We start from the raw sequence: 26,629 nt of genomic DNA, 5'->3' as shown, positions 1-26,629 counted from the left end.
CTTCATAACATGTTTTACACTGCTGACTGTAAAGAAGAAACAAGTTGATTTAAAAACTCATCCCCAGTCATAATCGCTTTCCCACCGCCACGAGCACTTTTTTTATTTCCGCCACCTTTTCCTTCAATTGTAGGAAGTGCCTCTTTTAAAAGAGCATTCATATCGAGTGTGACTGTTTTGCCACAAGCGAGGATGCATTGTAATTTGTCCTCGTTTTCAATAACGAAATATGTAATGGCATGCTCTTGTTGTTCTGTAATAATAGCGGATAGCTTTGCGATTTCTTGCATAGAACGATTTGTAAACACTTTAGAAATAAGTATGCCAGCATGTATTTTGGTAGGTTGTTGAAGTAGTTCGTTTGCCTCTGCATATAATAATTTTTCATTCATTGTTTGCATAGCTTTTTCGGTTTCTTTTTGAGAAGTTAGAAGCTGTGCTACCTTTACTGGAATATCAGCTTCGCTACTGTTTAATTGTTTAGAAACATCCTTCATAATTTGTTGTTGTTGTCCCATTAATTTAAGTGTGCGCCAGCCAGCGATAAACGTTAGTCGTATGCCACCTTTGTTGCGCTCCCAGCTAAGAACTTGAATAGGACCTACTTCACCAGTACGTTTTGGGTGAGTTCCGCCACAGCCGTTATAATCAAAGTTTTCGATCATAACAACGCGTATATTTTCTGTCATAGTCGGTTCTTTGCGAAGTGGTAATGTTTTCGCTTCTTCTAAGTTCATCCATTTAATAAGAATTGGATGGTTTTCAAAAACAATATTGTTCGCAATTTGCACTGCTTTTTCAACTGTTTCTGCATGCAGATTTTCTGTTTCTAAATCAATTGTTACCGTCTCTTTACCAAGATGGAATCCAATTGTAGGTATGTTAAAATGGTCCCAAAAAGCAGCAGATAAAATGTGCTGAGCCGCATGTTGTTGCATATGATCAAAACGGCGCTCCCAATTAATTTTACCTTCTACTTCTTCTGTATGTAATTGTTCTGCAATGAAGTGGTGGATTTCTTCGTCGACTTCTTCAACACCAAGTACAGCAATGCCATTTAAAGTTCCAGTATCATGGGGTTGCCCGCCACCTGTTGGGTAAAATGCCGTTTCGTTTAAAATAACGTATAAGTTACCGTCTTTATCATAATCTTGCTTTATAACTTTTGTAGTAAAGTCTTGCTTATAAGCGTCAGTGTAATATAATTTTTGCTCCAATTTTCTTTCTCCTCTCGCATTAACTAGTTTCATTGTAAAGCAATTGAAATTCGTTTCCTAATATTTCAGAAGAAAGAAGCCTTTTTTAGAATTTTCTTGCTATAATAAGAAAAAGAAAATGCGGGGGTGGAATGAATATGTTGTATGAAAACGGCGTAGATAAACTGCTTAGTTTAAGTAAAAATATTTCTGAATTGTATCGAGAGTTAAACGAAATGACCCGGATTTTAACGGATTGTAACCGCGAAAGTGTGAAGTTTGATCGGTTATATGTAAAAGAGTTACTGTGGAAGAAAGAAGATGTAATAGAGAAATATGACCAGCTACTTGTGCAACTTTGTATAAATGAATGCTTTGATTTAAAAAGTGTCATTACAGGGGAATATAAGTATACATATGAAGAAGTAGAAAACATCGTTTTACAATTTAATGAAAAGTATAATGTCGCAATTTTAATTAAAGATGTTTGTAAAGAATTACAGTTTACATATGGCATAGATATGGATATAACGAGAACAACGCGGGTATCAACAGCTCAAGTATAAAAAGGGAAAAGAAAGCAGATCCTTTGCTTTCTTTTTTTATGTGATAACAGGGAGAGTAGGTTTTTAAGATGAAGGGGAAGTTACAAAATATTCATCCGTTAGGAATGACAATTATAATCGGGACTTTATTTGCGAGGTTCGCCACGTCAATGAGTATTCCTTTTTTAGCAATTTATTTAACGACTGTTAAAGGCGTATCAGCTGGAATGACGGGTGCTATTATTGGAACGAGTGCACTTGTTGGAGTGTTTGCTAGTTTTATCGGAGGGAATTTATCTGATCGATTCGGTCGAAATATGATTCTAATATGGTCCATGATCGTTTGGGTATTTGTATTCATAGGATTTTCACTTGCAGATCATGTTTTAAGTTTCTTTTTATTAAATGCTTTAAATGGATTATGTAGGTCCTTTTTTGAACCGACGTCAAGAGCGTTATTATCAGATTTAACGAAACCAGAGTATCGTTTACTCGTATATAATTTGCGTTACGGTGCAATCAATGTTGGAGTAGCGATTGGGCCACTTGTCGGATTACAGATTGGAAGCGCAAAATCAACAATTCCTTTTTTAGTAGCAGCTGGAGTATATATTCTATATACAGTTATACTAGCGTTCCAATTTAAGAAATATCCAGTGGAACAAAAGAAAATCAATAAAGAAAAGCCTGTTACAATGCTAAATGCGCTGCGTATATTACGAAAGGATGTCGTATTTTTAGTTGCGTTAGTTGGTATTATTTTGAGTAATTGTGGTTTTTCTCACTTAACGACGACAGTATCACAATATTTTGCAAATGCACATATATTCCAGGATGGAGTGAAATTATTTTCATATATGTTAGTATTAAATGCGATTGTTGTAGTCGTAATTCAATATCCTGTTATTCAAATGTGTAAAAAGTATACACCATTAGCATCCATTATGGTTGGAACTTTATTTGTGAGCGGGGGATTATTTGGATTTGGAATAGTAGAATCTATGCTAGGTGCTGCTATTTGCACAATTATTTTTACAATTGGAGAAGTCTTAATGTTTTCGATGACGGATGTATTTATTGATGATATAGCTGTTGCGCATCTAAAAGGAACGTACTTTGGAGCAATGGGATTTTCAGGAATTGGAGCAGTAATTGGTCCATGGTTTGGGGGAGTACTTCTCGATTATTACGGGTACCAAAATGGATTTGTAGTATTTTCAGCGCTAGCTATATTTTCAACTGTAGCGTTTCCAGTACTGTTAGTTACGAAAGGTTTATTGAAAAAAAGATATGATGGGAATTCTAATATGGAAGTACATGCGAAATAAAATAAGCCCCAGTCAACGACTGGGGCTTATTTTTGTATTTATTTTAATTCTCAATTTGAAAAAGAACTTTCTTTTCATGTTTATTAGCTACTTCGTTTTTGGAAATATGAATGGCTAAATATCCATTCTCTAAGCAGGCTAGCATCTTTTTATAAATAATATTATCGGGTAAAGGAATGATCCTCTGCAAAGAAATATTTTTATGAAGTATGCAAATGTTTAGGCCTGTCTTCATCTTTTTAATGACTACATTTTGTTCTGTCACATTTGGTACATCTGTTTCCAAAATGTATTCTTGTTCCGTTTCACAAAGGTCAATATGAATTTGATTTGGGAAACTAAAGTTGCTACAAGAATCAGAACAAAACTGATCCATCCATTCTTCGAAACCATCAACATGAAAAAGACAATCCTTCTTTTTCTTGCCCATGTAAGACACCCTCCGTAAAATCTCAATTCATACTATGTTATGCATGAATGAAGTAGGGGTGAAGAATAAATGGAAAAATATAAACATTGTATGTGGAAAAGGTAGCTAGTGTGCATTTTTTGTTTTACATATCATGATGTGCATGATGTTTTTGACGTGAATGGTTACGGTTTTTTACTTTATGAGATCCGCTTAATGGTTCGGGTTGTCCTTTTTTTTCTTTCGCTTCACGATTGTTTTTGCTCATTGTCTGTGACACCTCCTCTTTCTTTTTAGAATGAGAGAAGTTTGCAAATTTATACGAGAATGTTTTTAGAAAAAAAGGTAAAGATAAGTGGGACTAACTATTATGGAAAGGGGATTGTATAATGCCATATCATAAAGATAAGCAACAAGCTTTTCAAGCAGCGCAGCAAGGTGTTACACAAGCAGAAAATGCATTTAACAACATTGTAAAAAATGATCCAAACTACGGTCATGATTTGAAAGAATTACGCCAAGAGGTTCAGGAAGCCTATGAACAGATTCAAAATGCACTAGAAGTAGCTTCGGAAACACAACGCCCACAACTTGAGCAATACGAAAATAATCTTCAAAATATTATGCAGCATGTAGATCAATTAGAAAAGTAAATGAGGTTGTTGTGTATTCGACAACCTCTTACTTTAACGAATATTATGCGAAAACAGAAAATTTTTCTACTCATTTTTTCTTTATTATGCGCAGTACATATATTTCAAGTTGAAAAAGTGGAAGCGAAAATGTTGCTCAGAAAAGAGCTAGAACCAACTGGATATGTAACATGGGAAGTACCTAATAATGAAAAGATTATTGCTATTACATTTGATGATGGACCGGATCCAATTTATACACCACAAATTTTAAATTTATTGCGCCAATATAAAGCAGAAGCGACATTTTTTATGATTGGATTTCGAGTTCAGCGTAATCCATATTTAGTCAAACAAGTGTTAAAAGAGGGGCATGAAATTGGAAATCATACGATGAACCATTTGTATGCAAGTAATTCATCGGATGAAAAATTAGAAAATGATATTTTAGATGGAAAGAAATTTTTCGAAAAATGGGTGAAAGAGCCTTTGCTATTCCGTCCTCCTGGCGGTTATATTAACGATGCTGTATTTAAAACAGCGAAAGAAGCTGGTTATCAAACGATTCTATGGTCGTGGCATCAAGATCCACGTGATTGGGCAAATCCAGGGGTTGAATCCATTGTAAATCATGTAGTGAAACATGCTAAAAGTGGTGATATAGTATTGCTACATGATGGAGGAAATAATCGTAGTCAAACAGTAGCAGCGCTAGCAAAAATATTACCTGAACTGAAAAAGCAGGGCTATCGATTTGTAACGGTTTCGGAATTGTTACGTTATAAACATTAGAAAAAATCCCAAAAGGTGAATGCTCCTTTTGGGATTTTTCGTTACTGGTTCTTTTTGCGTTTCTTATTATTTTGTCGTTCTGCAGCAGTTAAGTTTTCATTTGCAAACTCTTCGTTATAACCAGCACCTTGTCCTTGTGCAGATGCTGCATTCATTCCTGAAATAGTATGATTTGCTTTTCTTTTACCCATTTTATTTCACCTCTATAACTTTTTTTGTAAGTTGCATGATGAGCAGTTCATAGTATGTATGAACTGTAAAGAAAGCGCTAATAGAGCACTTTACTTTATGGTAATAGTATTCATAAGGAACATGAACACTATTCAAATTTAGAAACATAAAGAAAACTTATGATAATCTATAAGTTTCTTATTATTTACTTATTTAGAAAGTTGTAATAAGATATTATCGTAAGGTATTGAAAAGTTTGTCTACATTTTATATTCAGACAACTTAGTCACGTTTAACAGGGGGGAAACATAATGGTCAAACATAATCCATTTCAATCACGTGCAACTTTTGAAGTAGATGGAAAAACGTATCATTATTATGATTTGAAAGCGCTTGAAAATGCAGGGGTTGGCAACGTATCTCAATTACCATATTCCGTGAAAGTTTTACTTGAATCAGTACTTCGTCAAGTAGACGGACGTGTAATTACAGAAGAGCATGTTACAAATTTAGCGAAATGGGGAACGAAAGATGTGCAAGATATCGATGTTCCATTTAAACCATCTCGTGTAATTTTACAAGATTTCACTGGTGTTCCAGCTGTTGTTGATTTGGCTTCGCTTCGTAAAGCAATGGCAGACATGGGTGGGGATCCTGATAAAATTAATCCGGAAATTACTGTAGACCTTGTAATTGATCACTCTGTACAGGTTGATAGAGCGGGTACAGCAGACGCGCTTGCATTCAACATGGACTTAGAGTTTAAACGTAATGAAGAACGTTATAAATTTTTAAGCTGGGCACAAAAATCATTTGATAACTACCGTGCAGTTCCGCCAGCTACAGGTATTGTACACCAAGTAAACCTTGAATATTTAGCACCAGTTGTTCACGCTGTAAAAAATGCTGAAGGTGACTTAGTTGCATACCCAGATTCATTAGTTGGAACAGACTCACATACAACGATGATTAACGGTATCGGCGTTCTTGGATGGGGCGTTGGTGGTATTGAAGCAGAAGCAGGAATGCTTGGACAGCCTTCGTACTTCCCAGTACCTGAAGTAATCGGTGTAAAATTAACTGGTACACTTCCAAGTGGTACTACAGCAACAGACGTTGCATTAAAAGTAACACAAGTATTACGTCAAAAAGGTGTAGTTGGTAAATTTGTTGAGTTCTTCGGTAATGGCTTAAAGAGCATGCCTTTAGCTGACCGTGCAACAATTTCAAACATGGCACCAGAATACGGCGCAACTTGTGGATTCTTCCCAATCGATGATATTTCATTAGAATACTTACGTTTAACAGGTAGAGATGAAGAGCAAATTCGCGTTGTTGAAGAATACTGTAAAGCGAACGGCTTATTCTATACAGCAGACAGCAAAGATCCAATTTACACTGATCTTGTTGAAATTGATTTAAATACAATTGAATCTAACCTTTCTGGACCGAAACGCCCACAAGATTTAATTCCACTTTCAGATATGAAAGATGCGTTCCACAAAGCTGTTGTAGTACCAGTTGGAACACAAGGACTTGGATTTAATGAGCAAGAGTTCGATAAAGAAGTGAAGGTTACATTAGAAGATAAAGAAGTAACGATGAAAACAGGTGCAATCGCAATCGCTGCAATTACAAGCTGTACAAATACATCAAACCCATACGTATTAATTGGGGCAGGTTTAGTTGCGAAGAAAGCAATTGAAAAGGGACTTAAAGTACCTGAATACGTAAAAACATCATTAGCACCAGGATCTAAAGTTGTTACGGAGTACTTAGATAAATCAGGTTTAACAACGTATTTAGATCAATTAGGTTTCCAAACAGTTGGTTACGGCTGTACGACTTGTATCGGTAACTCTGGCCCATTAGCACCGGAATTAGAAGAAGCAATCGCAGCAAACGACTTACTAGTAACATCTGTTTTATCTGGTAACCGTAACTTTGAAGGTCGTATTCATCCACTTGTAAAAGCAAACTACTTAGCATCACCACCACTTGTTGTGGCATATGCACTTGCAGGTACTGTTGATATTGACCTGAAAAATGATGAAATCGGTAAAGATGCAAATGGCAATGCTGTTTACTTCAATGATATTTGGCCATCAGCTAAAGAAATTGAAGATGTAGTTCAAAGCGTTGTTACATCTGAGCTGTTCAAGAAAGAATATGCACAAGTATTTAACAGCAATGAGCGTTGGAATGAAATCCAAACTTCAAACGAAGCTTTATATACTTGGGATAATGATTCAACGTACATTCAAAACCCACCATTCTTTGAAGGTTTATCTAAAGAACCAGGTGAAGTTGAAACGTTATCAGGCTTACGCGTAGTTGGTAAATTTGGTGACTCTGTAACGACTGACCACATTTCACCAGCAGGTTCAATCGGTAAGCACACACCAGCTGGACGCTACTTATTAGAAAACGGCGTACAACCAGTTGACTTTAACTCTTACGGTTCTCGTCGTGGTAACCATGAAGTTATGATGCGTGGTACATTCGCGAACATCCGTATTAAAAACCAAATCGCACCAGGAACAGAAGGCGGATATACAACATACTGGCCAACTGGTGAAGTAACATCAATCTATGATGCTGCTATGAAGTATAAAGAAGATGGCACAGGCCTTCTAGTTATTGCAGGTAAAGATTACGGTATGGGAAGTTCTCGTGACTGGGCTGCAAAAGGTACTAACTTATTAGGTATTAAAGCAGTAATCGCAGAAAGCTTCGAACGTATTCACCGCAGTAACTTAGTGTTAATGGGCGTATTACCGCTTCAATTTAAAGATGGCGAAAGCGCTGAAACGTTAGGTCTTGTTGGTAACGAGTCATTTGAAATTCAAATTGACAAAACAGTTAGACCACGCGATCTTGTAAAAGTAGTTGCAACTGATGCAGATGGCAACGAAAAACAATTTGAAGTAGTAGCTCGTTTCGATAGTGAAGTTGAAATTGACTACTACCGTCACGGTGGTATCTTACAAATGGTTCTTCGTGAGAAAATTGAAGAGTCTAAAGTGTCAAACTAAACAATTGAAATGAATGATAAGGAAGCTAACAACTGTTAGCTTCCTTATTTTATGGAAAGGGATGAAACCAAATGGTTTCATCCCTTTCTTTTTACTATAAAAATGGAGGGAACACTATGAAAGAATATAAAAGAATTTTGTTACCGTTACAGAAAGAAAAAATATTAGTAATAGCAGCTGTATGCAGTGGGGTTTTTGCAGCTATTTTAAATCTATCCCGTCCACTATTCATGGGACTAATTGTAGATAACCTAATTCAACGAGAGCTGAAGGGAGCGTATTTTTACATTACTTTGTTTACAGTTACCCGCTTATTGATGTGGGTGAACAATCTTTCATTTGATTATGTAAGCTCAAAAGCGAGCCAGCGAATATTACGAGAGAAGCGTATAGATGTATTGCGCCATTTTTTCCTATTACCGTTTGAAGAGAGTGAGAAAATCAAACAAGGAGAGCTAGAAACGTTAGTCGTATCTGATATTCCGAACTGGGTCAGGCTATATGGTTCTATATTAATAGAATATATATACGCCATTGCGCAATTTATCGGTGCGATCATAGCACTACAACATATAGATATACAGTTCATATTGTGGATAACTCCGTTTTTATTTTTAAGTGCAATGGTTCCGATGCTTTTAGGGAAGAAGGTAAGAAATATTGCTAGTATTGCTCAAAAAAATCAATCAACTGTTGTAGAGATGGTGTCACAGTTTGTAAAAGGAGCGCAAGATTTACGTAGTTTGCAAAAAGAAAAATGGGCTATTGGCTTATTTAAAGGAGTAACGGCACAATCTTATAAAACAGAAGTAAAGAAGACGATGATGCAGCATTACATTGGAGTAGTTGGAACAGTGATTGAAACAGGAGCATATATCGTTGTTCTTATTATAGGTGCGCAAAAAATAATGCAGGGCGAAATGGAGGTTGGTTCACTTGATGCAGTGTTAGCGACAATTGAGATGCTCTTTTTCCCTGTCCGTTATGTGGGGGATTTATTAATGATGACACAAGTTGCAGCTGCTTCGGCAAGTAGAGTTTTTTCCTTTTTAGATAAACGAGTGGCAAATAGTAATGTAGAAAAAGCGATGGGGATGACAATAACAAATGTTTCATTTCAGGAGAATGGTGAAGAGAAATGCAGAATTAAGAATATTGATTTGCAAATTAATCCTGGCGAACTCGTTATGATTGTGGGAGAAAGTGGTGCAGGAAAAACAACGCTTTTAAAATTAATGACAGGTTTGTATAAACCATCTAACGGTAGCATTGCTTATTATGGAAATGAGGCTCGATTGACTACAGTGTGGCAAGAACCTCGATTCTTTCGGACGACAGTAAAAGAGAATATGTATTTCGGGGAAGTGGGCTTAGAAAACGAGTTAGAAAAAAGTGCTGAACTTGTAAATGTAACGCCGATTATTAGGGGGTTACCTGAAGGTCTTCAAACTGTACTACATAAAAGCGGTGAAGAGTTTTCGGGAGGAGAAAGAAAACGGCTTGCATTATTGCGAGCAATTGGTTCAAATCCGAATTTTATTATTTTAGATGAACCGACTGCGGGATTAGATCCGGGCAATCAAGAATTTGTTTGGAATATGATAGAAGGACTAGGAAGCGATGTAACGAGAATTGTAGTTACGCATGATGTAGAGAAAGTGATACTAGCAGATCGCGTTGTCATCATGAAAGAAGGAAGTATTGTAGCATGTGGAAGTCCTGAAAAATTAATAAATAGTCATTTGTTTTTTTAAGGGATGTGAATAAAGATAAGCGCAATGCTCTTATCTTTATTCAGCGTCATTTATTTGATACTCGATAGATTCGGAATGATTCAGATCAACATTAAAAGTAGCAGTCATAAGGAAAGTTGTAATTCCAAGAATTAAGAAAAGGACGAATGAGACTAGAGAGATGTAAAGACAAATACGCCCTACTTTCTTTTTTTCAATATCTTTATTAAAGAGTGAAATGATCCATGTAATAATACCGATTGGATATAAAAGAAAACTAAGAATATATAATGTTATTTTTTCGAATGAATTCATAAACAATCCCCCTTTTGTTGAAGGTTATATAACCATGAAAATAAAAGGTGAATGGGTCTAGAAGAAGATAGGTAATACTTCATTTGTTTTTCTAATTATATGATAAAAAGGAAAAAATGCACTTTAAATAAGAATATTCTAATTATTTAGACTGTGAATATTTCCAAGCTTGTCCGTATAAGCTAAAATAAGGTATATAGCATTTTGGTGAATATGTTACAAGACAAACACGTTAGGGTGATATAAAATGTGGCGGAAGCTTACGATTATTGTAGTGTTACTTTGTTTAGCGGGATATGCAGCTTATGAACAGTTTGGTAAAAGCGATCAGGTGACCCAAGGAGAGCAAGAAAAAAGTAAAGCTGCTATGAAAGAGATGATTGCAAGTAACGGTATTGAAATAGGAAAGAGTGCGCCAGACTTTGAATTAACGAAGTTAGATGGAACGAATGTAAAGTTATCGGATTTAAAAGGAAAGAAAGTGATTGTAAATTTTTGGGCAACGTGGTGTGGACCTTGTCAGCAAGAAATGCCAGATATGGAGGCTTTCTATAAAGAACATAAAGAAAATGTAGAAATTTTAGCAATAAATTATACGCCTTCAGAAAAAGGCGGAGGGATAGAAAAGGTGAGTAATTTTGCTAAGGAGAAAGGAATTACTTTTCCTATTTTATTGGACAAGAATATTGATGTGACAACAGCGTATAAAGTCATTACAATCCCAACTTCGTATTTTATAGATACGAAAGGTGTCATTCAAGATAAGTTTATTGGACCGATGACGCAAAAAGAGATGGAGAAACGAATTGCTAAATTAAAATAACAGTGAAAAGGTAGAGATGGAATATAATCATTTCTGCCTTTTCTTTTTCACGTAGTGAAAGCTTCATGATATGATAAAAGAAATATAAACGTTGAGAGATAAAGGAGTGTATTTGGAGTGGGGAATATATCCTTACCGTTAGATTATGTTGTAATTGACTTTGAAACAACAGGATTTAACCCTTATAATGATAAAATTATTCAAGTGGCAGCAGTGAAATATCGTAATCATGAACTAGTAGATCAATTTGTTTCCTATGTGAATCCAGAGCGTCCAATTCCAGACCGAATAACGAGTTTAACAGGTATTACAAATTATCGTGTTTCAGATGCACCGACGATTGAAGAAGTGTTACCTTTATTTTTAGCATTTTTACATACGAATGTAATTGTCGCTCATAATGCATCTTTTGATATGCGCTTTTTGAAAAGTAATGTGAATATGCTGGGGTTGCCGGAACCGAAAAATAAAGTGATTGATACTGTATTTTTAGCGAAGAAATATATGAAGCACGCTCCTAATCATAAACTTGAAACGTTAAAGCGAATGCTTGGAATTCGTTTGAGTTCTCATAATGCATTTGATGATTGTATTACTTGTGCAGCAGTTTATCAAAAATGTGCCTCTATTGAAGAAGAGGCGAAAAGGAAATCGAATACAGAAGTACTTGATGAGACAGCAGTATATGAAGCGGTAAAAGAGATACTTGTACGAAATAAACGTGATATCGAATGGATTCGTTGCATGAATGTAGGAAGCTATTTAGATATAAAAGCTTTTTATCCAGTTATGAGATTAAAGGTAAAAGGGCGAAAGAAATACGTATTAACAGACATATTAGAAGATGATGTGAAAGAAATATGTACGAGTTTAGCCTGTGAACCGGCGTTAAAAAGTGAAGTTGGTAATACGAGAATTATGCTTAATTGCTTAGAGGACGTCCTGAAATTAGAAAGTTATATTTTAGAACAGTATGATTTCGTACTGCAAGCGCTGCATGATTATAAACAAAGTGAAATGAATGCAGATGAAAAGTTAAAAGAGTATTTAAATATTATGGTATGAAAAACTCCGTGTACGTTTTATTGTACACGGAGTTTTTTTAGGAGTATTAAAACATAAAATTTTCTTGCAAATCTGATTAAAGAGTTTTTCCTTTGCTCATACTATGTATAGTAAGAATGAGAAGGAGAGAGGGTGAACAGCATGAGAAGAAGTCGTCGCAAATCATTTGACGAGCTTGTGAAAGAAAATAAACAACAATTATTAAGCGATCGCGATGCAATCGATCGCATTGAAGAGCGTATTGAAAAACGTTATGAAATGAAACTTTTTAAGCAAGCTGAATAATTCTTAACACTAGTACGATACTACTGTTAAGGAGGCGATAGTAATGGGTAATCCGAAAAAGAATTCAAAAGACTTTGTACCGAATCATATTGGAACACAATCAAAAAAAGCTGGTGGCAATAAAGGGAAGCAAATGCAAGACCAAACGGGTAAACAACCGATTGTTGATAACGGTTAAAAAGGGAGAATGTTATCATTCTTCTTTTTGTGACGAGTTTTTAATAGTAAAAAAGGGCTGACTTTTGTCAGCCCTTTTTCGTAATCGTAAAGTTTTCAACAAGTAAACGCCAATTTTGCGGGAATGGTAAACCAATCTTCCAATAACTAATACCACCTATACCTTGTTCTTTCATTAAATTAAACTTACTTTGAACAGACCGTGAATCTTCAAACCAAACTTCGTGTTGTACACCATTTTCATCGAAATAATTAAAATGAGGAGCCTGTGCTGTGAAATCATAGCGGATCGGAACATTGTATTTACGAGCTAGTGCAACAGCTGCGACAGAGCTAATTGCTTTTGCAGGCGGATTTCCTTCTTTGAATGGAAGTTTCCAATCGAATCCGTATAAATTTTGTCCCATCATAATTTTTTGCGGAGGCATTTGAGATTTTGCGTATTGAAGTACTTCTTTTACAGGACCGATAGGAGAAATAGCCATCGGTGGTCCGCCCTGCCAACCCCAGTCGTATGTCATAATGACGACGAAATCAACGATTTGTCCTTGTGCTTTATAATCGTGAGCTTCAAAAAATTTTCCCTTTTGATTTGAACTTGTTTTCGGTACAAGTGTTGTACTTAATGTGTACCCGTTAGGCAAGCGTGTTTTCACATTTCGTAAAAAACGATTATACGCTTCGCGATCTTCAGGTGCTACGCTCTCGAAATCAAAATGAATGTCTCGCATACCGTACTTCTCAGCTGTTTGCAAAATGTTTGTAATAAATTTATTTTGAATCGTTGCATCACGTAAAATAACGGATGTTAGATCGGCACTAAAGTTTCCATTTTCAATATTGGTAATAACGAGCATAGGAATGGTGTTTCCTTGCGTTGCAATATTAGCAATTTTAGCTGTTTCAGTTGGTTCTTTTAACGTACCATCTCTTTTTGCCTCAAAACTGAAGTAGGCTAAATATGTTAAAAAGGGATTAATGGCACGTGTAGAATTAACTAAACTTTCTTTAATGGGTATAGTTGAAGGTTGTAAATAAGCGATGGATTCTACTGCTCGTTTCGTTCCTTTCGGTATATATAATTGCTGTCCAACATGGAGAATGGATTTTAAAGATAAGTTATTCACTTTAGCTAAACTAGCGAGAGGAACGTTATATGTTTGAGAGATTCTATATAGGCTATCGCCAGGCTGTACATAGTAATTATTTCCTTTCGTATTCACAATTAGTGCCTGACCAACAACGAGTGTTTCAGCTGGATTTAATCCATTGTCTTTTACTATCTCGTCAGGTGTTGATCCATATTTTGATGCCAAGCTATATACGCTATCACCGCTACGAACCGTTACAATTTGAATCATATGCTTGCTCTTTTCGGTAAAAGATTCACTATTTTTATTTTATTTTTGATGTCACTGTATTATGATTAAATGTATGTAAGGCACCAGAAGTGAAAGAAGGCGAATATACATATGTTTGTAGCAGAACATGAAGTTGAAATCCGTTATGCGGAAACAGATCAAATGGGTGTTGTTTACCATTCAAACTATTTAGTGTGGCTTGAACTAGGTCGCACGAAACTTATACAAGATTTAGGGTTTTCATATGTTGAAATGGAGAAGGAAGGGATCATTTCTCCTGTTTTAGATTTGCAAATTTCTTATCGTAAAGCGATGCGTTACGGTGAAAAAGCAATTGTAAAAACGTGGGTTGATACAGTGAGCCCGCTTCGCGTTGTATATGGATATCAAATTTATAATGGTGATGGCGAACTTTGTATTACTGCAAGTACAACGAATATTTGTGCAAAAAAAGAAGGGTTCCGCCCTGTATCATTTAAAAAGTTCTATCCAGAGTGGTATGCGAAATATGAGGAAATTAAGAAAAAATAAAAAAGCGTGGCGGAAGCCACGTTTTTTTATTTTTCATAATTAAATTGCGGGAAATCATCACCGTCGTTAAATGTAACAACTAAATTATGTCCATCGAAGAACCACTCATCATCGCTTTCAATAAAGAAGTTAATATTTTCTTCTTGAATTTGAACAGCAGGATGTGCAGGATCATCTTTACGAATACCTAAAGAAAGTCCTTTTTGCACAGTACTGCAACCACCGTATTGTACGAAAAAGCGTAGTGTTTCACCTGATTGTAAGTTTAATTCGTTTTTATACCATTGTGCTGCTTCTTTTGTTACGGAAAGATTCATGTATAGTTCCTCCAAATTATGTTGCTTTTTCTTTAGTATAAAAAATAACGCAAAAAGACGCTATTAATATGCTTCACGTTTTCTTTTTGCGTTATGTGGGTTACGATCTTATTTTTGCTTTTTTGAAAAGTTTGCTTTCGGTTCAGTTTTATTTATAATTCGTCCAATATTTGCACGGTGTTTATAAATAACCATACCTGCTAATAAACACATCGCAATAATGAAGATTTTATCCCCGCTAACAATTGATGCGATAACGGCAACGACAGCTGTTACCATAGAAGAAAGTGATACGTATCTTGTTGTAAATAAAAGGCTGAAAAAGACAACAGCTAAAATTGCAAAAACAACTGGTGAGTAGCATAATAGCACGCCAGCAGAAGTTGCAACTGCTTTACCACCACGGAATTTCGCGAAAATCGGATACACATGTCCAAGAACAGCTGCTAATCCGAACCATAGTGGATGAACGTCTAACGCGAAAATAATCGGTAGACTCGTTGCTAATGTACCTTTTAAAATGTCAGCAATTGTAACGATAAAACCTGCTTTTTTCCCTAGTGTGCGGAATGTATTTGTTCCGCCTAAATTACCGCTTCCGTGCTCACGAATGTCAATTCCATAACCAATCTTTCCAACGACTAGTGCAAATGGAATCGAGCCAAGTAAGTAGGCAACGATAAATAAAAGATATGTAGTAACCATAAGTTCAGTCTCCTTTATTCAAATGTGTTGATAAAGGGTAAAAAGAGTTTTTCCCGTATATTGTACCATACATTTGTAAAGAGCACATTTCTTTTTTGTAAATGAAAAATTCATTATTTCGTGCAAAATATTTCACAGGAATGTTACATTTCTCACAGAAACAATAAGACTATATGTAGTAACATTTTAATCAAAAGACAACAACATATTGGTGGAGGGTTATGAATGTTACAAAAAAATACACGTGGAGAAGAATTAATGAGAGTGTTTGAGACGATTGTCCACGGCAATGAACAAGATTTAATGCAAGAAAATGCAAATGTAGACGGCCGCTCTCCGATGGGAGTAATGGGAACGTTCGCATCTGAGAGTGCAAAATATTATGCTGTTGAAAATTTATTGTCAGATCAAGTGAAAAAAGCGATCAATCAAAATATATTATATCCACATGATTTAGATTTTTATGCGACAGGAACGACGACTTGTTCACAAATTCCGTTAGCGCAAATGCTTGCGAACGGTTTTCATACCGGACATGGACATATGAGGCAACCGCAAGACATTAAAAGTGCATTAGCTCTTTCATCTATTATTTTTCAAGCGAATCAAAATATGCAGCACGGTGGTCAATCGTTTGCACTCTTTGATGTTGATTTAGCTCCATATGTGAGAAAAACAGTAGAGAGACATAAGAAACGATTACAGTCATATCCGCTCACGAAAGAACAAATAGAAGAATTTGCGTGGAAAGAAACAGAAAATGATACGTATCAGGCTTGTGAGGCTTTCATTCATAATTCAAATAGTATGCATAGTAGGGGCGGCGGGCAAGTACCGTTTATTTCTATTAATTATGGAACAGACACATCGAATGAAGGAAGACTTTTAATTAAACAACTTTTAAAAGCGACACAAGCTGGTCTTGGTAAAGGAGAAACACCAATTTTTCCTATTCAAATTTTTAAAATGAAAAAAGGTGTGAACTTTGAAGAAAGTGATCCGAACTATGATTTATTTGAATTAGCGTTAGAGACAACGGCTGAACGATTATTCCCTAACTTTTCATTTTTAGATGCGCCATTTAATGCTGTGCATTATGATGGACGACCGGAAAGTGAAGTATGTTACATGGGATGTCGTACTCGTGTTATGTCGAACATACATGGAGAAGAAACGGCGATTGGAAGAGGGAATTTATCATTTACATCTATTAACTTAGTGAAATTAGCATTAATTAGTGGTTCAAAAGAAGCGTTTTTTGAAGCGTTAAATTATTATTTAGATTTAGGAATTAAGCAATTATTAGAGCGATTTGAGTATCAATGTACGAAACGAGCAAGAGATTTCCGATTTTTATATTCACAAGGTGTATGGCGCGGTGGAGAAAAGTTACAGCCTGAAGATTCTGTAGCATCCATTTTAAAGCAAGGGACGTTAAGTCTTGGTTTTATCGGTCTTGCGGAGTGTTTAGTAGCTTTAACAGGAAAGCATCATGGAGAAGATGAAGAATCATGGAAACTCGGGTATGAAATTATTTCCTTTATGAGAGATAGAATGGATAAAGCGACAGAAGAACATGAACTGAATTTCTCGGTAATTGCAACTCCGGCAGAAGGATTATCAGGGAAGTTTGTGAAAAAAGATAGAGAAGAATTTGGCGTGATTAGCGGTATAACAAATCATAATTACTATACGAATTCATTCCATATTCCAGTTTATTATAACATGCAAGCGATAAATAAAATTCGTTTAGAAGGCCCGTTCCACGCTCTATGTAACGGGGGACATATTACGTATATTGAACTAGATGGAGCAGCAATGCATAACAAAAAGGCATTAAAACAAATTGTACAAGCGATGGCAGAACATGGCGTTGGATACGGTTCAATTAATCATCCTGTTGACCGTTGTAAGTGCTGTAGTTATCACGGAGTTATTGGAAATGAATGTCCGAGCTGCGGAAATGAAGATGAGGCTAAAATAGAAAGAATTCGCCGTATAACAGGTTATCTTGTAGGAGATATGTCGAAGTGGAATAGTGCGAAACGTAGTGAAGAGATGGATCGGGTGAAACATAAATGAAAGTGATGAACATCATTCATGATAGTGTAGTAGATGGAGAAGGGTTGCGGACAGTCGTGTTTTTTGCGGGCTGTCCGCATCGTTGTTTCGGTTGCCATAATCCGAAATCGTGGAATATTTGTAATGGAACTGAAATGACAGTAGAAGAAATTGTGAAAGAGATTGCAAGTAATCCATTAACTGATGTAACATTTTCAGGTGGAGATCCATTTTTCCAAGCTGCTGAAGTGAAAAAAGTAGCAAAAATCGTGAAAGATTTGAAAAAAAATCTATGGATGTATACAGGTTATACGTTAGAAGAGATACAGAGTTCTCAAAATAATGATATGATAGAGTTGTTACATTATGGGGATGTTTTAGTCGATGGAAGATTTGAAATCGAGAAAAAAGATTTAACACTTCCATTTCGCGGAAGCTCCAATCAACGTATTATTCGATTGAAAGAGTAAAAAGGCGGGATAGATTATTATGAATAAAACAGTATTACTTGTTGAAGATGAAAGAAGATTACGTGAAATTGTTAGCGATTATTTTCGCAATGAAGGCTTTGAAGTAATCGAAGCAGAAGACGGAAAAAAAGCGCTAGAATTATTTGCAGAGCATGAAATTGATTTAATTATGTTAGATATTATGTTACCAGAAATAGATGGATGGTCTGTTTGTAGACGAATTAGAAAAGAATCAGCAGTACCAATTATTATGCTAACAGCACGTTCGGATGAGGATGATACATTACTAGGGTTCGAATTAGGTGCAGATGAGTATGTAACGAAACCTTTCAGCCCGAAAGTGTTAGTAGCTCGCGCGAAGACGTTACTGAAACGTGCGGATGGCGTGGTAGGGGTAGCAGAAGAAAATGCTATGTCTTTAGCTGGAATAGAAGTGAATCGTCTATCTAGAACTGTTTTAGTAGATGGAGAAGAAATTATATTAACACATAAAGAATTTGAACTTCTCGTTTATTTAATGGAGAACAAAGGAATTGTGTTGTCACGTCAACATTTATTAGATCAGTTATGGGGATATGACTATTACGGTGATGACCGAACTGTTGATACTCATATTAAAAAACTACGAAATAAGCTAGGAGATAAAGCGAAGCATATCGGTACTGTTATTCGTGTTGGTTATAAATTTGAAGAATAATTTGGAACGTATTGTGTGCTTCAGTCTAGGAAAATAACAATTTTATATCCTCTTTTGCAGGTGGAATGTACAAAAAATGCTTTTTTTGTCTACAATGTTAAATAAGTGTATTTTTTTAATTGGATTTCACGATGAGTTCACAAGAAGGACACAAAACGTGACTATACTAAAAATACGAATTCACCAGAGAGGGGAAGTAAACATGGGATATTACGACGGACCAAATTTAAATGAAGAGCATAGTGAAACGAGAGAAGTGAGAAAATCGGGCAGTAAAAAAGGCTATTTTTTCACAGGTTTAGTCGGAGCTGTAGTTGGGGGTGTTTCAATTAGTTTTGCGGCACCATATATGCCATGGGCTCAAAATAATGGAGCGACTGTATCATCTTTTAGTTCAGATTCAAAAGTTGAAGGTACTGTAGTTCCTGTTGTCAATAAAGCAAAAAATGAAACGGACTTACCTGGTATGATTGAAGGCGCGAAAGATGTTGTTGTAGGTGTTATTAATATGCAACAAAGTATTGATCCATTTGCAATGCAACCGACGGGTCAAGAACAACAAGCTGGTTCAGGATCAGGTGTTATTTATAAAAAGGCAGGAAATAAAGCATATATTGTAACGAACAATCATGTAGTAGATGGTGCAAATAAACTTGCTGTAAAACTGAGTGATGGCAAGAAGGTAGATGCGAAGCTTGTAGGGAAAGACCCTTGGTTAGATTTAGCTGTTGTTGAAATTGATGGTGCTAATGTAAATAAAGTTGCCACTTTAGGTGATTCTAGTAAAATCCGTGCGGGTGAAAAAGCAATTGCAATCGGTAACCCACTAGGATTTGATGGAAGTGTAACGGAAGGTATTATTAGTAGTAAAGAACGTGAAATTCCAGTAGATATCGATGGTGATAAGCGTGCAGATTGGAATGCTCAAGTTATTCAAACAGATGCAGCAATTAACCCTGGTAATAGTGGTGGTGCGTTATTTAACCAAAACGGAGAAATAATTGGGATTAATTCAAGTAAAATTGCACAACAAGAAGTTGAAGGGATTGGATTTGCTATTCCAATTAACATCGCAAAGCCAGTTATTGAATCACTTGAAAAAGACGGAGTAGTAAAACGTCCAGCTCTTGGAGTAGGTGTCGTTTCATTAGAAGATGTGCAAGCTTATGCAGTAAATCAATTGAAAGTACCGAAAGACGTAACAAACGGCGTTGTATTAGGTAAAATTTACCCAATATCACCTGCTGAAAAAGCTGGTTTAGAACAATATGATATTGTAGTAGCATTAGATAATCAAAAAGTAGAAAATTCACTTCAATTCCGTAAATATTTATATGAAAAGAAAAAAGTAGGCGAGAAAGTAGAAGTTACATTCTATCGTAACGGTCAAAAAATGACGAAAACAGCTACTTTAGCAGATAACTCAGCTACAAAGAATCAATAATCGGAATAAAAGAAAGTCTCTTTCATATTGAAAGAGACTTTCTTTATCGGCTATACTAAAGGAATAGGAGGGATAAATTATGACAATTGAAAACCCAACTCGTACGGAAATTGGTGAAGTATTAAAGAAAAGCAAAACGATTGCAGTTGTTGGTTTATCGGATAAGCCAGAACGTACATCGTATATGGTTTCAAAAGCAATGCAAGATGCTGGGTATCGCATTATTCCAGTAAACCCAACAGTAGATGAGGTGCTTGGAGAAAAAGCAGTTGCTTCACTAAAGGATATTAAGGAACATGTTGACATTGTAAATGTATTCCGCCGTTCAGAATTTTTAATGGATGTTGCAAAAGAATTTGTAGAGATTGATGCAGATGTTTTTTGGGCACAATTAGGAGTACAAGACGAAGATACATACAAACTTTTAAAAGAAAAAGACTATACTGTAATAATGGATCGTTGTATAAAAGTAGAACATGCGATGACAAAATAGTATAGATTGTAAAGGTAGAAAGATTGCTTCAGCCCTTATTATAGATAAGTAGGGCAGATGAACGAGGTGTTCATCATGAGATTTTTTAAAGGCTGTTTTTGGGGATTGTTACTTGTTATCCCATTTTGGATATTGATCATTTGGATCATAATAAAGGTTTGGAATGTGTAATCTTGGTATACATATCCATTTCTCGTTGACAAACGATTATTTTTCTGAAATAGTAGCCTAGAGGAATCCTTGTGAAAAAACAAGGATTTTTCTATTGAAAATGGTATATAAAAGAGATAAGATAACTTGCCAAAACGATAGTCGAGGCGTTATTCTATAATAGAAACATATGTTCTGATTTTGGATTAGGAAAGGGGCAAGGAGTTTGGCGAAGCATCAATTCCAATATAATGAAGATGCGATTCAAGTGTTAGAAGGACTTGAAGCCGTTCGAAAACGCCCGGGTATGTATATCGGGAGCACGGACAGCCGTGGATTGCATCATTTAGTATACGAAATAGTAGATAACTCCGTTGATGAAGCGTTAGCGGGATTTGGCGACGAAATTTCTGTCGTAATACATAAAGATAATAGTATTAGCGTTATAGATAAAGGGCGCGGAATGCCTACGGGAATGCATAAGCTTGGAAAACCTACACCAGAAGTTATTTTAACTGTACTTCATGCCGGTGGTAAGTTTGGTCAAGGTGGTTACAAAACGAGTGGTGGTTTACATGGTGTTGGGGCATCAGTTGTAAACGCCTTGTCTGAATGGTTAGTCGTAACGATTAAGCGTGACGGAAATATTTATGAACAACGCTTTGAAAATGGCGGTGTTCCTGTAACGACGCTTGAGAAAATCGGAAAGACGAAAGAATCTGGTACGACAATGCATTTCAAACCAGATACAACGATCTTCAGCACAACAAATTATAACTATGAGACATTATGTGAGAGATTACGCGAATCTGCATTCTTATTAAAAGGGATGAAAATCTCAATAAAAGATGAGCGAAATGATTTAGAAGATGTCTTTCATTATGAAACAGGAATTGAAGCTTTCGTTTCCTATTTAAACGAAGAAAAAGATTCAATTCACCCAGTTGTATACTTCACTGGTGAACAAAATGGGATTGAAGCAGAATTAGCATTTCAATTTAACGATGGCTACTCAGAAAATATTCTTTCGTTTGTAAATAATGTACGTACAAAAGATGGTGGAACACATGAAGCTGGATTTAAGACAGCAATGACGCGTGTGTTCAATGAGTATGCTCGTAAAGTAGCACTATTAAAAGAAAAAGATAAAAACTTAGAAGGTACAGATATTCGTGAAGGTGTAGCGGCTATCGTTTCTGTACGTGTACCAGAAGAAGTGCTTCAGTTTGAAGGGCAAACGAAGGGAAAACTAGGCACAAGTGAAGCGCGTTCTTCAATTGATGCTATCGTATCAGAGCATTTAGCATACTTTTTAGAAGAAAATCCTGATGTAGCTACACTTCTTGTGAGAAAAGCAATTAAAGCAGCACAAGCTCGTGAAGCAGCCCGTAAAGCAAGAGAAGAAGCGCGTAGTGGTAAGAAAAAGAAAAAATCAGAAGGTACGTTAAGCGGGAAATTAACACCTGCACAATCACGTAACCCGCAAAAAAATGAACTGTACCTAGTAGAGGGTGACTCTGCTGGTGGTTCTGCGAAACAAGGAAGAGATCGACGTTTCCAGGCGGTATTACCATTACGTGGTAAAGTAATTAATACAGAAAAAGCAAAGCTTGCTGATATCTTTAAAAATGAAGAGATTAATACAATTATTTATGCAATTGGCGGCGGTGTAGGCAATGAATTCGATGTGGAAGACATTAACTATGATAAAGTTGTCATTATGACTGATGCCGATACAGACGGGGCGCATATTCAAGTATTGTTATTAACATTCTTCTACAGATATATGAAACCACTTATCGAAGCAGGTAAGGTGTTTATCGCACTTCCTCCTTTATACAAAGTAAGTAAAGGAAAAGGAAAAAGTGAAGTAATTGAATACGCATGGTCAGATGATGAATTAGATGAAGTAACGAAAAAAGTTGGAAAAGGTTACATGTTACAGCGTTACAAAGGACTTGGCGAAATGAATGCGGATCAATTATGGGAAACAACGATGAACCCTGAAACACGTACACTAATTCGCGTGAAAATTGATGATGTAGCTAGGGCAGAGCGCCGCGTTACAACGTTAATGGGTGATAAAGTAGAACCTCGTCGTAAATGGATTGAACGCAACGTACAGTTCGGTATGCAAGAAGAAGGAAATATTTTAGAAAATGAAATGATTATGGAGACGGAGGTGGAATAACATGCAAGCAGAGAAGTTTCATGACCTCCCGCTTGAAGACGTGTTAGGTAATCGCTTTGCACGTTATAGTAAATATATTATTCAAGATCGCGCGCTTCCAGATGCGCGTGACGGTTTAAAGCCGGTACAAAGACGTATTTTATATTCTATGTATGTGGAAGGAAACGTACATGATAAAGCATTCCGTAAGTCAGCTAAAACAGTCGGTAACGTTATTGGTAATTATCATCCGCATGGTGATTCCTCTGTATATGAGGCGATGGTACGTTTAAGCCAAACTTGGAAAGTACGTAATGTTTTAGTTGAAATGCACGGTAATAATGGTAGTGTTGACGGGGATCCAGCAGCAGCAATGCGTTATACGGAAGCCCGATTATCACCAATTGCATCTGAGTTATTACGTGATCTTGATAAAGAAACAGTAGAATTCGTATCAAACTTTGATGATACGAGTGAAGAACCGGTTGTTTTACCAGCAGCGTTCCCGAACTTATTAGTGAACGGATCTACAGGGATTTCCGCTGGTTATGCAACAGAAATTCCTCCGCATCATCTTGGAGAAGTTATTGACGCTACAATGATGCGTATTGATAAACCGAATAGTACTGTTGATGATTTATTAACAGTTATGAAAGGACCAGATTTCCCAACAGGTGGTATTATTCAAGGGATTGATGGTATTAAAAAGGCGTATGAAACAGGTAAAGGTAAAATTATTATTCGCGGGAAAGCAGAAGTTGAAACGGTTCGTGGTGGGAAACAGCAAATCGTAATTACTGAAATTCCATACGAAGTAAATAAAGCAAACCTTGTTAAGAAAATGGATGAGTTACGTCTAGATAAAAAATTAGATGGCATTGCTGAAGTGCGTGATGAGACAGATCGTACAGGTCTTCGTATTGTCGTAGAATTAAAAAAAGAAGCAAATTCTGAAGGTATTTTAAATTATTTATATAAAAATACAGATTTGCAAATACCATATAACTTTAATATGGTAGCGATTAATAATCGTCGTCCAACGCTTATGACATTACCGAAAATTTTAGATGCATATATTGGACATCAAAAAGAAGTTGTTACGAGACGTTCACAATATGAATTACGAAAGGCAGAAAATCGTCAACATATTGTAGAAGGTTTAAAGAAAGCATTATCGATTTTAGACCAAGTTATTGAAACGATTCGAGCTTCAAAAGATAAGCGTAATGCAAAAGATAATTTAAGTGCGAAATTTGGTTTTACAGAAGCGCAAGCGGAAGCAATTGTATCCTTGCAATTATATCGTTTAACGAATACAGATATTACAGCACTACAACAAGAGGCAGATGAGCTTAATAAGAAAATTATTGAGCTACAGGCAATTTTACAAAGTGAAAAAAGATTACTTCAAGTCATTAAAACAGATTTAAAGAGAGTTAAGAAAACATATAGTGATGATCGACGCGCGATTATTGAAGATCAAATCGAGGAAATTAAAATCGATGTAGAAGTGATGATCCCACAAGAAGATGTCATCGTTACTGTAACGAAAGAAGGATATGTGAAACGTACTGGATGGCGCTCACATAATGCCTCAAATGGCAAAGACTTCGGTATGAAAGAGGGTGACATCTTACTTGAACGATTCGATACGAATACGACAGAGACAGTCCTCTTATTTACGAATAAAGGAAACTATATATATCTGCCAGTATACGAAATGCCAGATATTCGTTGGAAAGATTTAGGACAGCACGTTGCTAATATCGTTTCACTTGATCGGGATGAAACGATTATTTGGGCAACTGTCGTACCGAACTTTGAGGAAGAAAAGCGATTTATCGTATTTGTAACAAAGAACGGTATGATTAAGAAAACAGAATTAAACCAATATAAAGTACAGCGTTACTCTAGAGCATTCGTTGCTGTAAACTTGAAAAAAGATGATGAAGTTGTTGATATATTTGCGACAGATGGAACGAGTGATATCGTTCTTGCTACACACGGTGCATATGCACTTATTTTCCATGAAGATGAAGTAAGTCCAGTCGGTGTAAGAGCCGCTGGTGTGAAAGCAATTAATTTAAAAGAAGATGACTATGTCGCTTCTAGTAAACCATTAAATGCTGACAAAGATCAACTTATTCTCGTAACGCAGCGCGGTGCTGTAAAACGCCTAAAAGCATCAGAAATTGAGAAATCAACGAGGGCGAAGCGGGGACTTGTTATTTTCAAAGAATTAAAACGTAATCCATACCGCATTGTCGGTATAGAAATTGTTAGAGACGATGAACTAGTTTACATGAAGACAGAGAAACATATCGTAGAAGAAATTGACCCGAAAGCGTATCGAAATAAAGACCGGTATAGTAACGGTAGTTTAGTGCTAGATGTTAACGATACTGGTGAAGTTATTGAAACGTGGACGAAAAAACGATCGGAATAAAAAAAGCATCTTGCCATGAATAATGGCAAGATGCTTTTTTCTAGGCAATTTATTATGTAAATAATAATAATCTTGTTATAATAACTGAATGAAATCGTTCTCATGAAGTGGACTTACTACCCACAAATAGCGGGATAAATGGAGGGGCAGCAACATGAAAAAAATAGGTGTAGGGATTGTAGGGTTTGGATTTTCTAGTACAACATTTCACATCCCATTATTACAAACGATAGAAGAATACGATATTCGTGCCGTGTTATCTTCAAAAGAAGAGGTAGTAAAAGAAACATTACCGAATGCTAACGTCGTGAGTGCAATTGATGAATTGGTGAAGCGAGCTGATATTGACTTAGTTGTTATTACTTCACCAAATACAACTCATTTTCCATATGTAAAAGAAGCAATATTAAACGGTAAGCATGTTGTTGTAGAGAAACCATTTGTTGTTTCAATTGAAGAAGGAGAAGAGCTTATTTCATTAGCAGAGCAGCATAATGTCGTATTAAGTGTATATCATAACCGCCGTTTTGATAATGATTTCTTAACGATAAAGAAATTATTAGAAGAGGATAGAATAGGGAATGTATACGCATATGAGGCGCATTTCGATCGCTTCCGTCCACATGTACGTGATCGATGGAGAGAAAAGAACTTACCAGGATCAGGTATATTATATGACTTAGGCTCGCATTTAATTGACCAAGCATTATCATTATTTGGGAAACCAAATGCAATCAGTGCAGATGTAATCAAACAACGACCAGGTGCAGAAATTGATGATTATTTCCACATAGTACTTCATTACGGAGTTAAACGTGTCATTTTACGTAGTAGCAGTTATGTGAAAAAAGCCGGTCCGCACTTTACACTGCATGGAGATAAAGGTTCTATCGTGAAATACGGTATGGATTCACAGGAAGAACAATTAAAAAATGGAATGAAGCCAGGCGATAACGGTTATGGGGTAGACATTGAACAGAATTTTGCTACTCTAGAAACAGAAGAAGAGTCAGTACGTATTCCAACAGAAGTCGGCTGTTATGACATGTACTATAAAGGTGTAAGAGATAGTATTATAAGTGGTGAGAAATTACCTGTAACAGCGCAAGAAGGTTTAGAAGTTATTAAGTTGATTCAATTAGCGGTTGAAAGTAGTGAAACGGGTAGAGTTATCACTATAAAATAAAAAAGACACTTTTATATTAAATATATATAAGGATAGTTAATCACCTAAAAATATAGCCTGTATCTTTGATTACTAAGTAATCAAAGATACAG

At 36.0% G+C, this 26,629-nt stretch carries 27 protein-coding genes; 19 read left to right on the top strand and 8 right to left on the bottom strand.

Translation table 11 applies throughout. The features are described 5' to 3' along the window. Positions 1-14: 14 nt before the first annotated feature. Positions 15-1,217, bottom strand: a complete 1,203-nt coding sequence (locus PDQ33_RS17160) for an alanyl-tRNA editing protein (RefSeq protein WP_148662492.1) — start codon at positions 1,215-1,217, stop codon at positions 15-17. Positions 1,218-1,354: 137 nt separating this feature from the next. On the opposite strand from PDQ33_RS17160, the gene PDQ33_RS17155 reads away from it, so the two are divergent. After that, complete coding sequence (locus tag PDQ33_RS17155) at positions 1,355-1,762, top strand: hypothetical protein (protein WP_000965134.1); 408 nt, start codon at positions 1,355-1,357, stop codon at positions 1,760-1,762. A gap of 68 nt (positions 1,763-1,830) precedes the next feature. Further along, the gene (locus PDQ33_RS17150) at positions 1,831-3,069 is read left to right on the top strand and encodes an MDR family MFS transporter (RefSeq protein ID WP_000676837.1); all 1,239 of its coding nucleotides are present in this window, start codon (positions 1,831-1,833) and stop codon (positions 3,067-3,069) included. Positions 3,070-3,112: 43 nt separating this feature from the next. Here PDQ33_RS17150 and PDQ33_RS17145 read toward each other — a convergent pair whose 3' ends face one another. Together PDQ33_RS17145 and PDQ33_RS17140 are read right to left on the bottom strand one after the other, a co-directional pair. Next, entirely contained in the window at positions 3,113-3,499 is a 387-nt protein-coding gene (locus tag PDQ33_RS17145) for an Hsp20/alpha crystallin family protein (RefSeq protein WP_000516746.1), read from the bottom strand. A 124-nt stretch (positions 3,500-3,623) separates the two neighbouring features. Then, complete coding sequence (locus tag PDQ33_RS17140) at positions 3,624-3,746, bottom strand: small acid-soluble spore protein P (protein ID WP_000042141.1); 123 nt, start codon at positions 3,744-3,746, stop codon at positions 3,624-3,626. A gap of 121 nt (positions 3,747-3,867) precedes the next feature. Between PDQ33_RS17140 and PDQ33_RS17135 the strand changes: the two genes are divergently transcribed. Together PDQ33_RS17135 and pdaB are read left to right on the top strand one after the other, a co-directional pair. Then, positions 3,868-4,131, top strand: coding sequence for a hypothetical protein (locus PDQ33_RS17135; protein ID WP_001146294.1), 264 nt, complete (start codon positions 3,868-3,870; stop codon positions 4,129-4,131). Positions 4,132-4,176: 45 nt separating this feature from the next. Beyond that, positions 4,177-4,902 carry a polysaccharide deacetylase family sporulation protein PdaB gene (pdaB, locus tag PDQ33_RS17130; protein ID WP_142243819.1) on the top strand — a complete coding sequence of 242 codons (726 nt, stop codon included), beginning with the start codon at positions 4,177-4,179 and terminating at the stop codon, positions 4,900-4,902. 41 nt (positions 4,903-4,943) lie between these two features. Here pdaB and sspO read toward each other — a convergent pair whose 3' ends face one another. Beyond that, the gene (sspO, locus tag PDQ33_RS17125; RefSeq protein WP_000518051.1) at positions 4,944-5,093 is read right to left on the bottom strand and encodes an acid-soluble spore protein SspO; all 150 of its coding nucleotides are present in this window, start codon (positions 5,091-5,093) and stop codon (positions 4,944-4,946) included. A 291-nt stretch (positions 5,094-5,384) separates the two neighbouring features. Between sspO and acnA the strand changes: the two genes are divergently transcribed. Both acnA and PDQ33_RS17115 read left to right on the top strand, forming a co-directional pair. Further along, positions 5,385-8,108 carry an aconitate hydratase AcnA gene (acnA, locus tag PDQ33_RS17120; RefSeq protein WP_270756315.1) on the top strand — a complete coding sequence of 908 codons (2,724 nt, stop codon included), beginning with the start codon at positions 5,385-5,387 and terminating at the stop codon, positions 8,106-8,108. A gap of 116 nt (positions 8,109-8,224) precedes the next feature. Beyond that, on the top strand, positions 8,225-9,862 hold the full coding sequence (locus PDQ33_RS17115; RefSeq protein WP_270756314.1) for an ABC transporter ATP-binding protein: 1,638 nt from the start codon (positions 8,225-8,227) through the stop codon (positions 9,860-9,862). A gap of 36 nt (positions 9,863-9,898) precedes the next feature. Here the strand turns inward: PDQ33_RS17115 and PDQ33_RS17110 are convergent, their stop codons facing one another. Then, on the bottom strand, positions 9,899-10,156 hold the full coding sequence (locus PDQ33_RS17110; RefSeq protein WP_001083868.1) for a hypothetical protein: 258 nt from the start codon (positions 10,154-10,156) through the stop codon (positions 9,899-9,901). A 247-nt stretch (positions 10,157-10,403) separates the two neighbouring features. Between PDQ33_RS17110 and PDQ33_RS17105 the strand changes: the two genes are divergently transcribed. The 4 genes from PDQ33_RS17105 (at position 10,404) to sspN (ending at position 12,507) form a co-directional block, all read left to right on the top strand. Continuing rightward, the gene (locus PDQ33_RS17105; RefSeq protein ID WP_061131668.1) at positions 10,404-10,979 is read left to right on the top strand and encodes a TlpA family protein disulfide reductase; all 576 of its coding nucleotides are present in this window, start codon (positions 10,404-10,406) and stop codon (positions 10,977-10,979) included. Between the two features lie 117 nt (positions 10,980-11,096). Continuing rightward, positions 11,097-12,044, top strand: a complete 948-nt coding sequence (locus PDQ33_RS17100; RefSeq protein WP_000526906.1) for a 3'-5' exonuclease — start codon at positions 11,097-11,099, stop codon at positions 12,042-12,044. A gap of 141 nt (positions 12,045-12,185) precedes the next feature. Next, positions 12,186-12,329, top strand: coding sequence for an FbpB family small basic protein (locus PDQ33_RS17095; RefSeq protein WP_001254697.1), 144 nt, complete (start codon positions 12,186-12,188; stop codon positions 12,327-12,329). 43 nt (positions 12,330-12,372) lie between these two features. Beyond that, positions 12,373-12,507 (top strand): acid-soluble spore protein SspN, encoded by a 135-nt coding sequence (gene sspN / locus PDQ33_RS17090; protein ID WP_000527989.1) that lies wholly within the window; start codon positions 12,373-12,375, stop codon positions 12,505-12,507. A 67-nt stretch (positions 12,508-12,574) separates the two neighbouring features. On the opposite strand, the gene PDQ33_RS17085 is transcribed toward sspN, so the two are convergent. Continuing rightward, entirely contained in the window at positions 12,575-13,867 is a 1,293-nt protein-coding gene (locus PDQ33_RS17085; RefSeq protein WP_000614849.1) for a glycosyl hydrolase family 18 protein, read from the bottom strand. A gap of 111 nt (positions 13,868-13,978) precedes the next feature. Between PDQ33_RS17085 and PDQ33_RS17080 the strand changes: the two genes are divergently transcribed. Then, positions 13,979-14,398 carry an acyl-CoA thioesterase gene (locus PDQ33_RS17080; RefSeq protein ID WP_219913211.1) on the top strand — a complete coding sequence of 140 codons (420 nt, stop codon included), beginning with the start codon at positions 13,979-13,981 and terminating at the stop codon, positions 14,396-14,398. A gap of 26 nt (positions 14,399-14,424) precedes the next feature. On the opposite strand, the gene PDQ33_RS17075 is transcribed toward PDQ33_RS17080, so the two are convergent. Both PDQ33_RS17075 and plsY read right to left on the bottom strand, forming a co-directional pair. Further along, positions 14,425-14,715 (bottom strand): HesB/YadR/YfhF family protein, encoded by a 291-nt coding sequence (locus tag PDQ33_RS17075; RefSeq protein ID WP_144533310.1) that lies wholly within the window; start codon positions 14,713-14,715, stop codon positions 14,425-14,427. 108 nt (positions 14,716-14,823) lie between these two features. Further along, positions 14,824-15,420, bottom strand: coding sequence for a glycerol-3-phosphate 1-O-acyltransferase PlsY (gene plsY, locus PDQ33_RS17070; protein ID WP_000258966.1), 597 nt, complete (start codon positions 15,418-15,420; stop codon positions 14,824-14,826). A 225-nt stretch (positions 15,421-15,645) separates the two neighbouring features. Between plsY and PDQ33_RS17065 the strand changes: the two genes are divergently transcribed. From PDQ33_RS17065 to PDQ33_RS17030, 8 genes are all read left to right on the top strand, one after another. Beyond that, positions 15,646-17,502, top strand: a complete 1,857-nt coding sequence (locus tag PDQ33_RS17065) for an anaerobic ribonucleoside triphosphate reductase (RefSeq protein WP_144533312.1) — start codon at positions 15,646-15,648, stop codon at positions 17,500-17,502. Then, entirely contained in the window at positions 17,499-17,951 is a 453-nt protein-coding gene (gene nrdG, locus PDQ33_RS17060; RefSeq protein WP_000867063.1) for an anaerobic ribonucleoside-triphosphate reductase activating protein, read from the top strand. Before PDQ33_RS17065 ends, nrdG begins: the two co-directional genes overlap by 4 nt. Before the next feature lie 19 nt (positions 17,952-17,970). Continuing rightward, positions 17,971-18,648 carry a response regulator transcription factor gene (locus tag PDQ33_RS17055; RefSeq protein WP_001044683.1) on the top strand — a complete coding sequence of 226 codons (678 nt, stop codon included), beginning with the start codon at positions 17,971-17,973 and terminating at the stop codon, positions 18,646-18,648. A 202-nt stretch (positions 18,649-18,850) separates the two neighbouring features. Further along, the gene (locus PDQ33_RS17050; protein WP_270756311.1) at positions 18,851-20,092 is read left to right on the top strand and encodes a S1C family serine protease; all 1,242 of its coding nucleotides are present in this window, start codon (positions 18,851-18,853) and stop codon (positions 20,090-20,092) included. Positions 20,093-20,171: 79 nt separating this feature from the next. Continuing rightward, on the top strand, positions 20,172-20,585 hold the full coding sequence (locus PDQ33_RS17045; RefSeq protein ID WP_000151382.1) for a CoA-binding protein: 414 nt from the start codon (positions 20,172-20,174) through the stop codon (positions 20,583-20,585). Positions 20,586-20,961: 376 nt separating this feature from the next. Beyond that, on the top strand, positions 20,962-22,926 hold the full coding sequence (parE, locus tag PDQ33_RS17040; RefSeq protein ID WP_219913213.1) for a DNA topoisomerase IV subunit B: 1,965 nt from the start codon (positions 20,962-20,964) through the stop codon (positions 22,924-22,926). 1 nt (position 22,927) lies between these two features. Continuing rightward, entirely contained in the window at positions 22,928-25,351 is a 2,424-nt protein-coding gene (parC, locus tag PDQ33_RS17035; protein ID WP_270756309.1) for a DNA topoisomerase IV subunit A, read from the top strand. 154 nt (positions 25,352-25,505) lie between these two features. Continuing rightward, entirely contained in the window at positions 25,506-26,537 is a 1,032-nt protein-coding gene (locus PDQ33_RS17030; RefSeq protein WP_219913215.1) for an oxidoreductase, read from the top strand. Positions 26,538-26,629: the final 92 nt, after the last annotated feature.

The sequence above is a fragment of the Bacillus cereus group sp. Bc031 genome (genome assembly GCF_027716265.1).
GTDB lineage: Bacteria > Bacillota > Bacilli > Bacillales > Bacillaceae_G > Bacillus_A > Bacillus_A paranthracis.
This window is presented reverse-complemented; position numbering and strand designations above follow the sequence as displayed.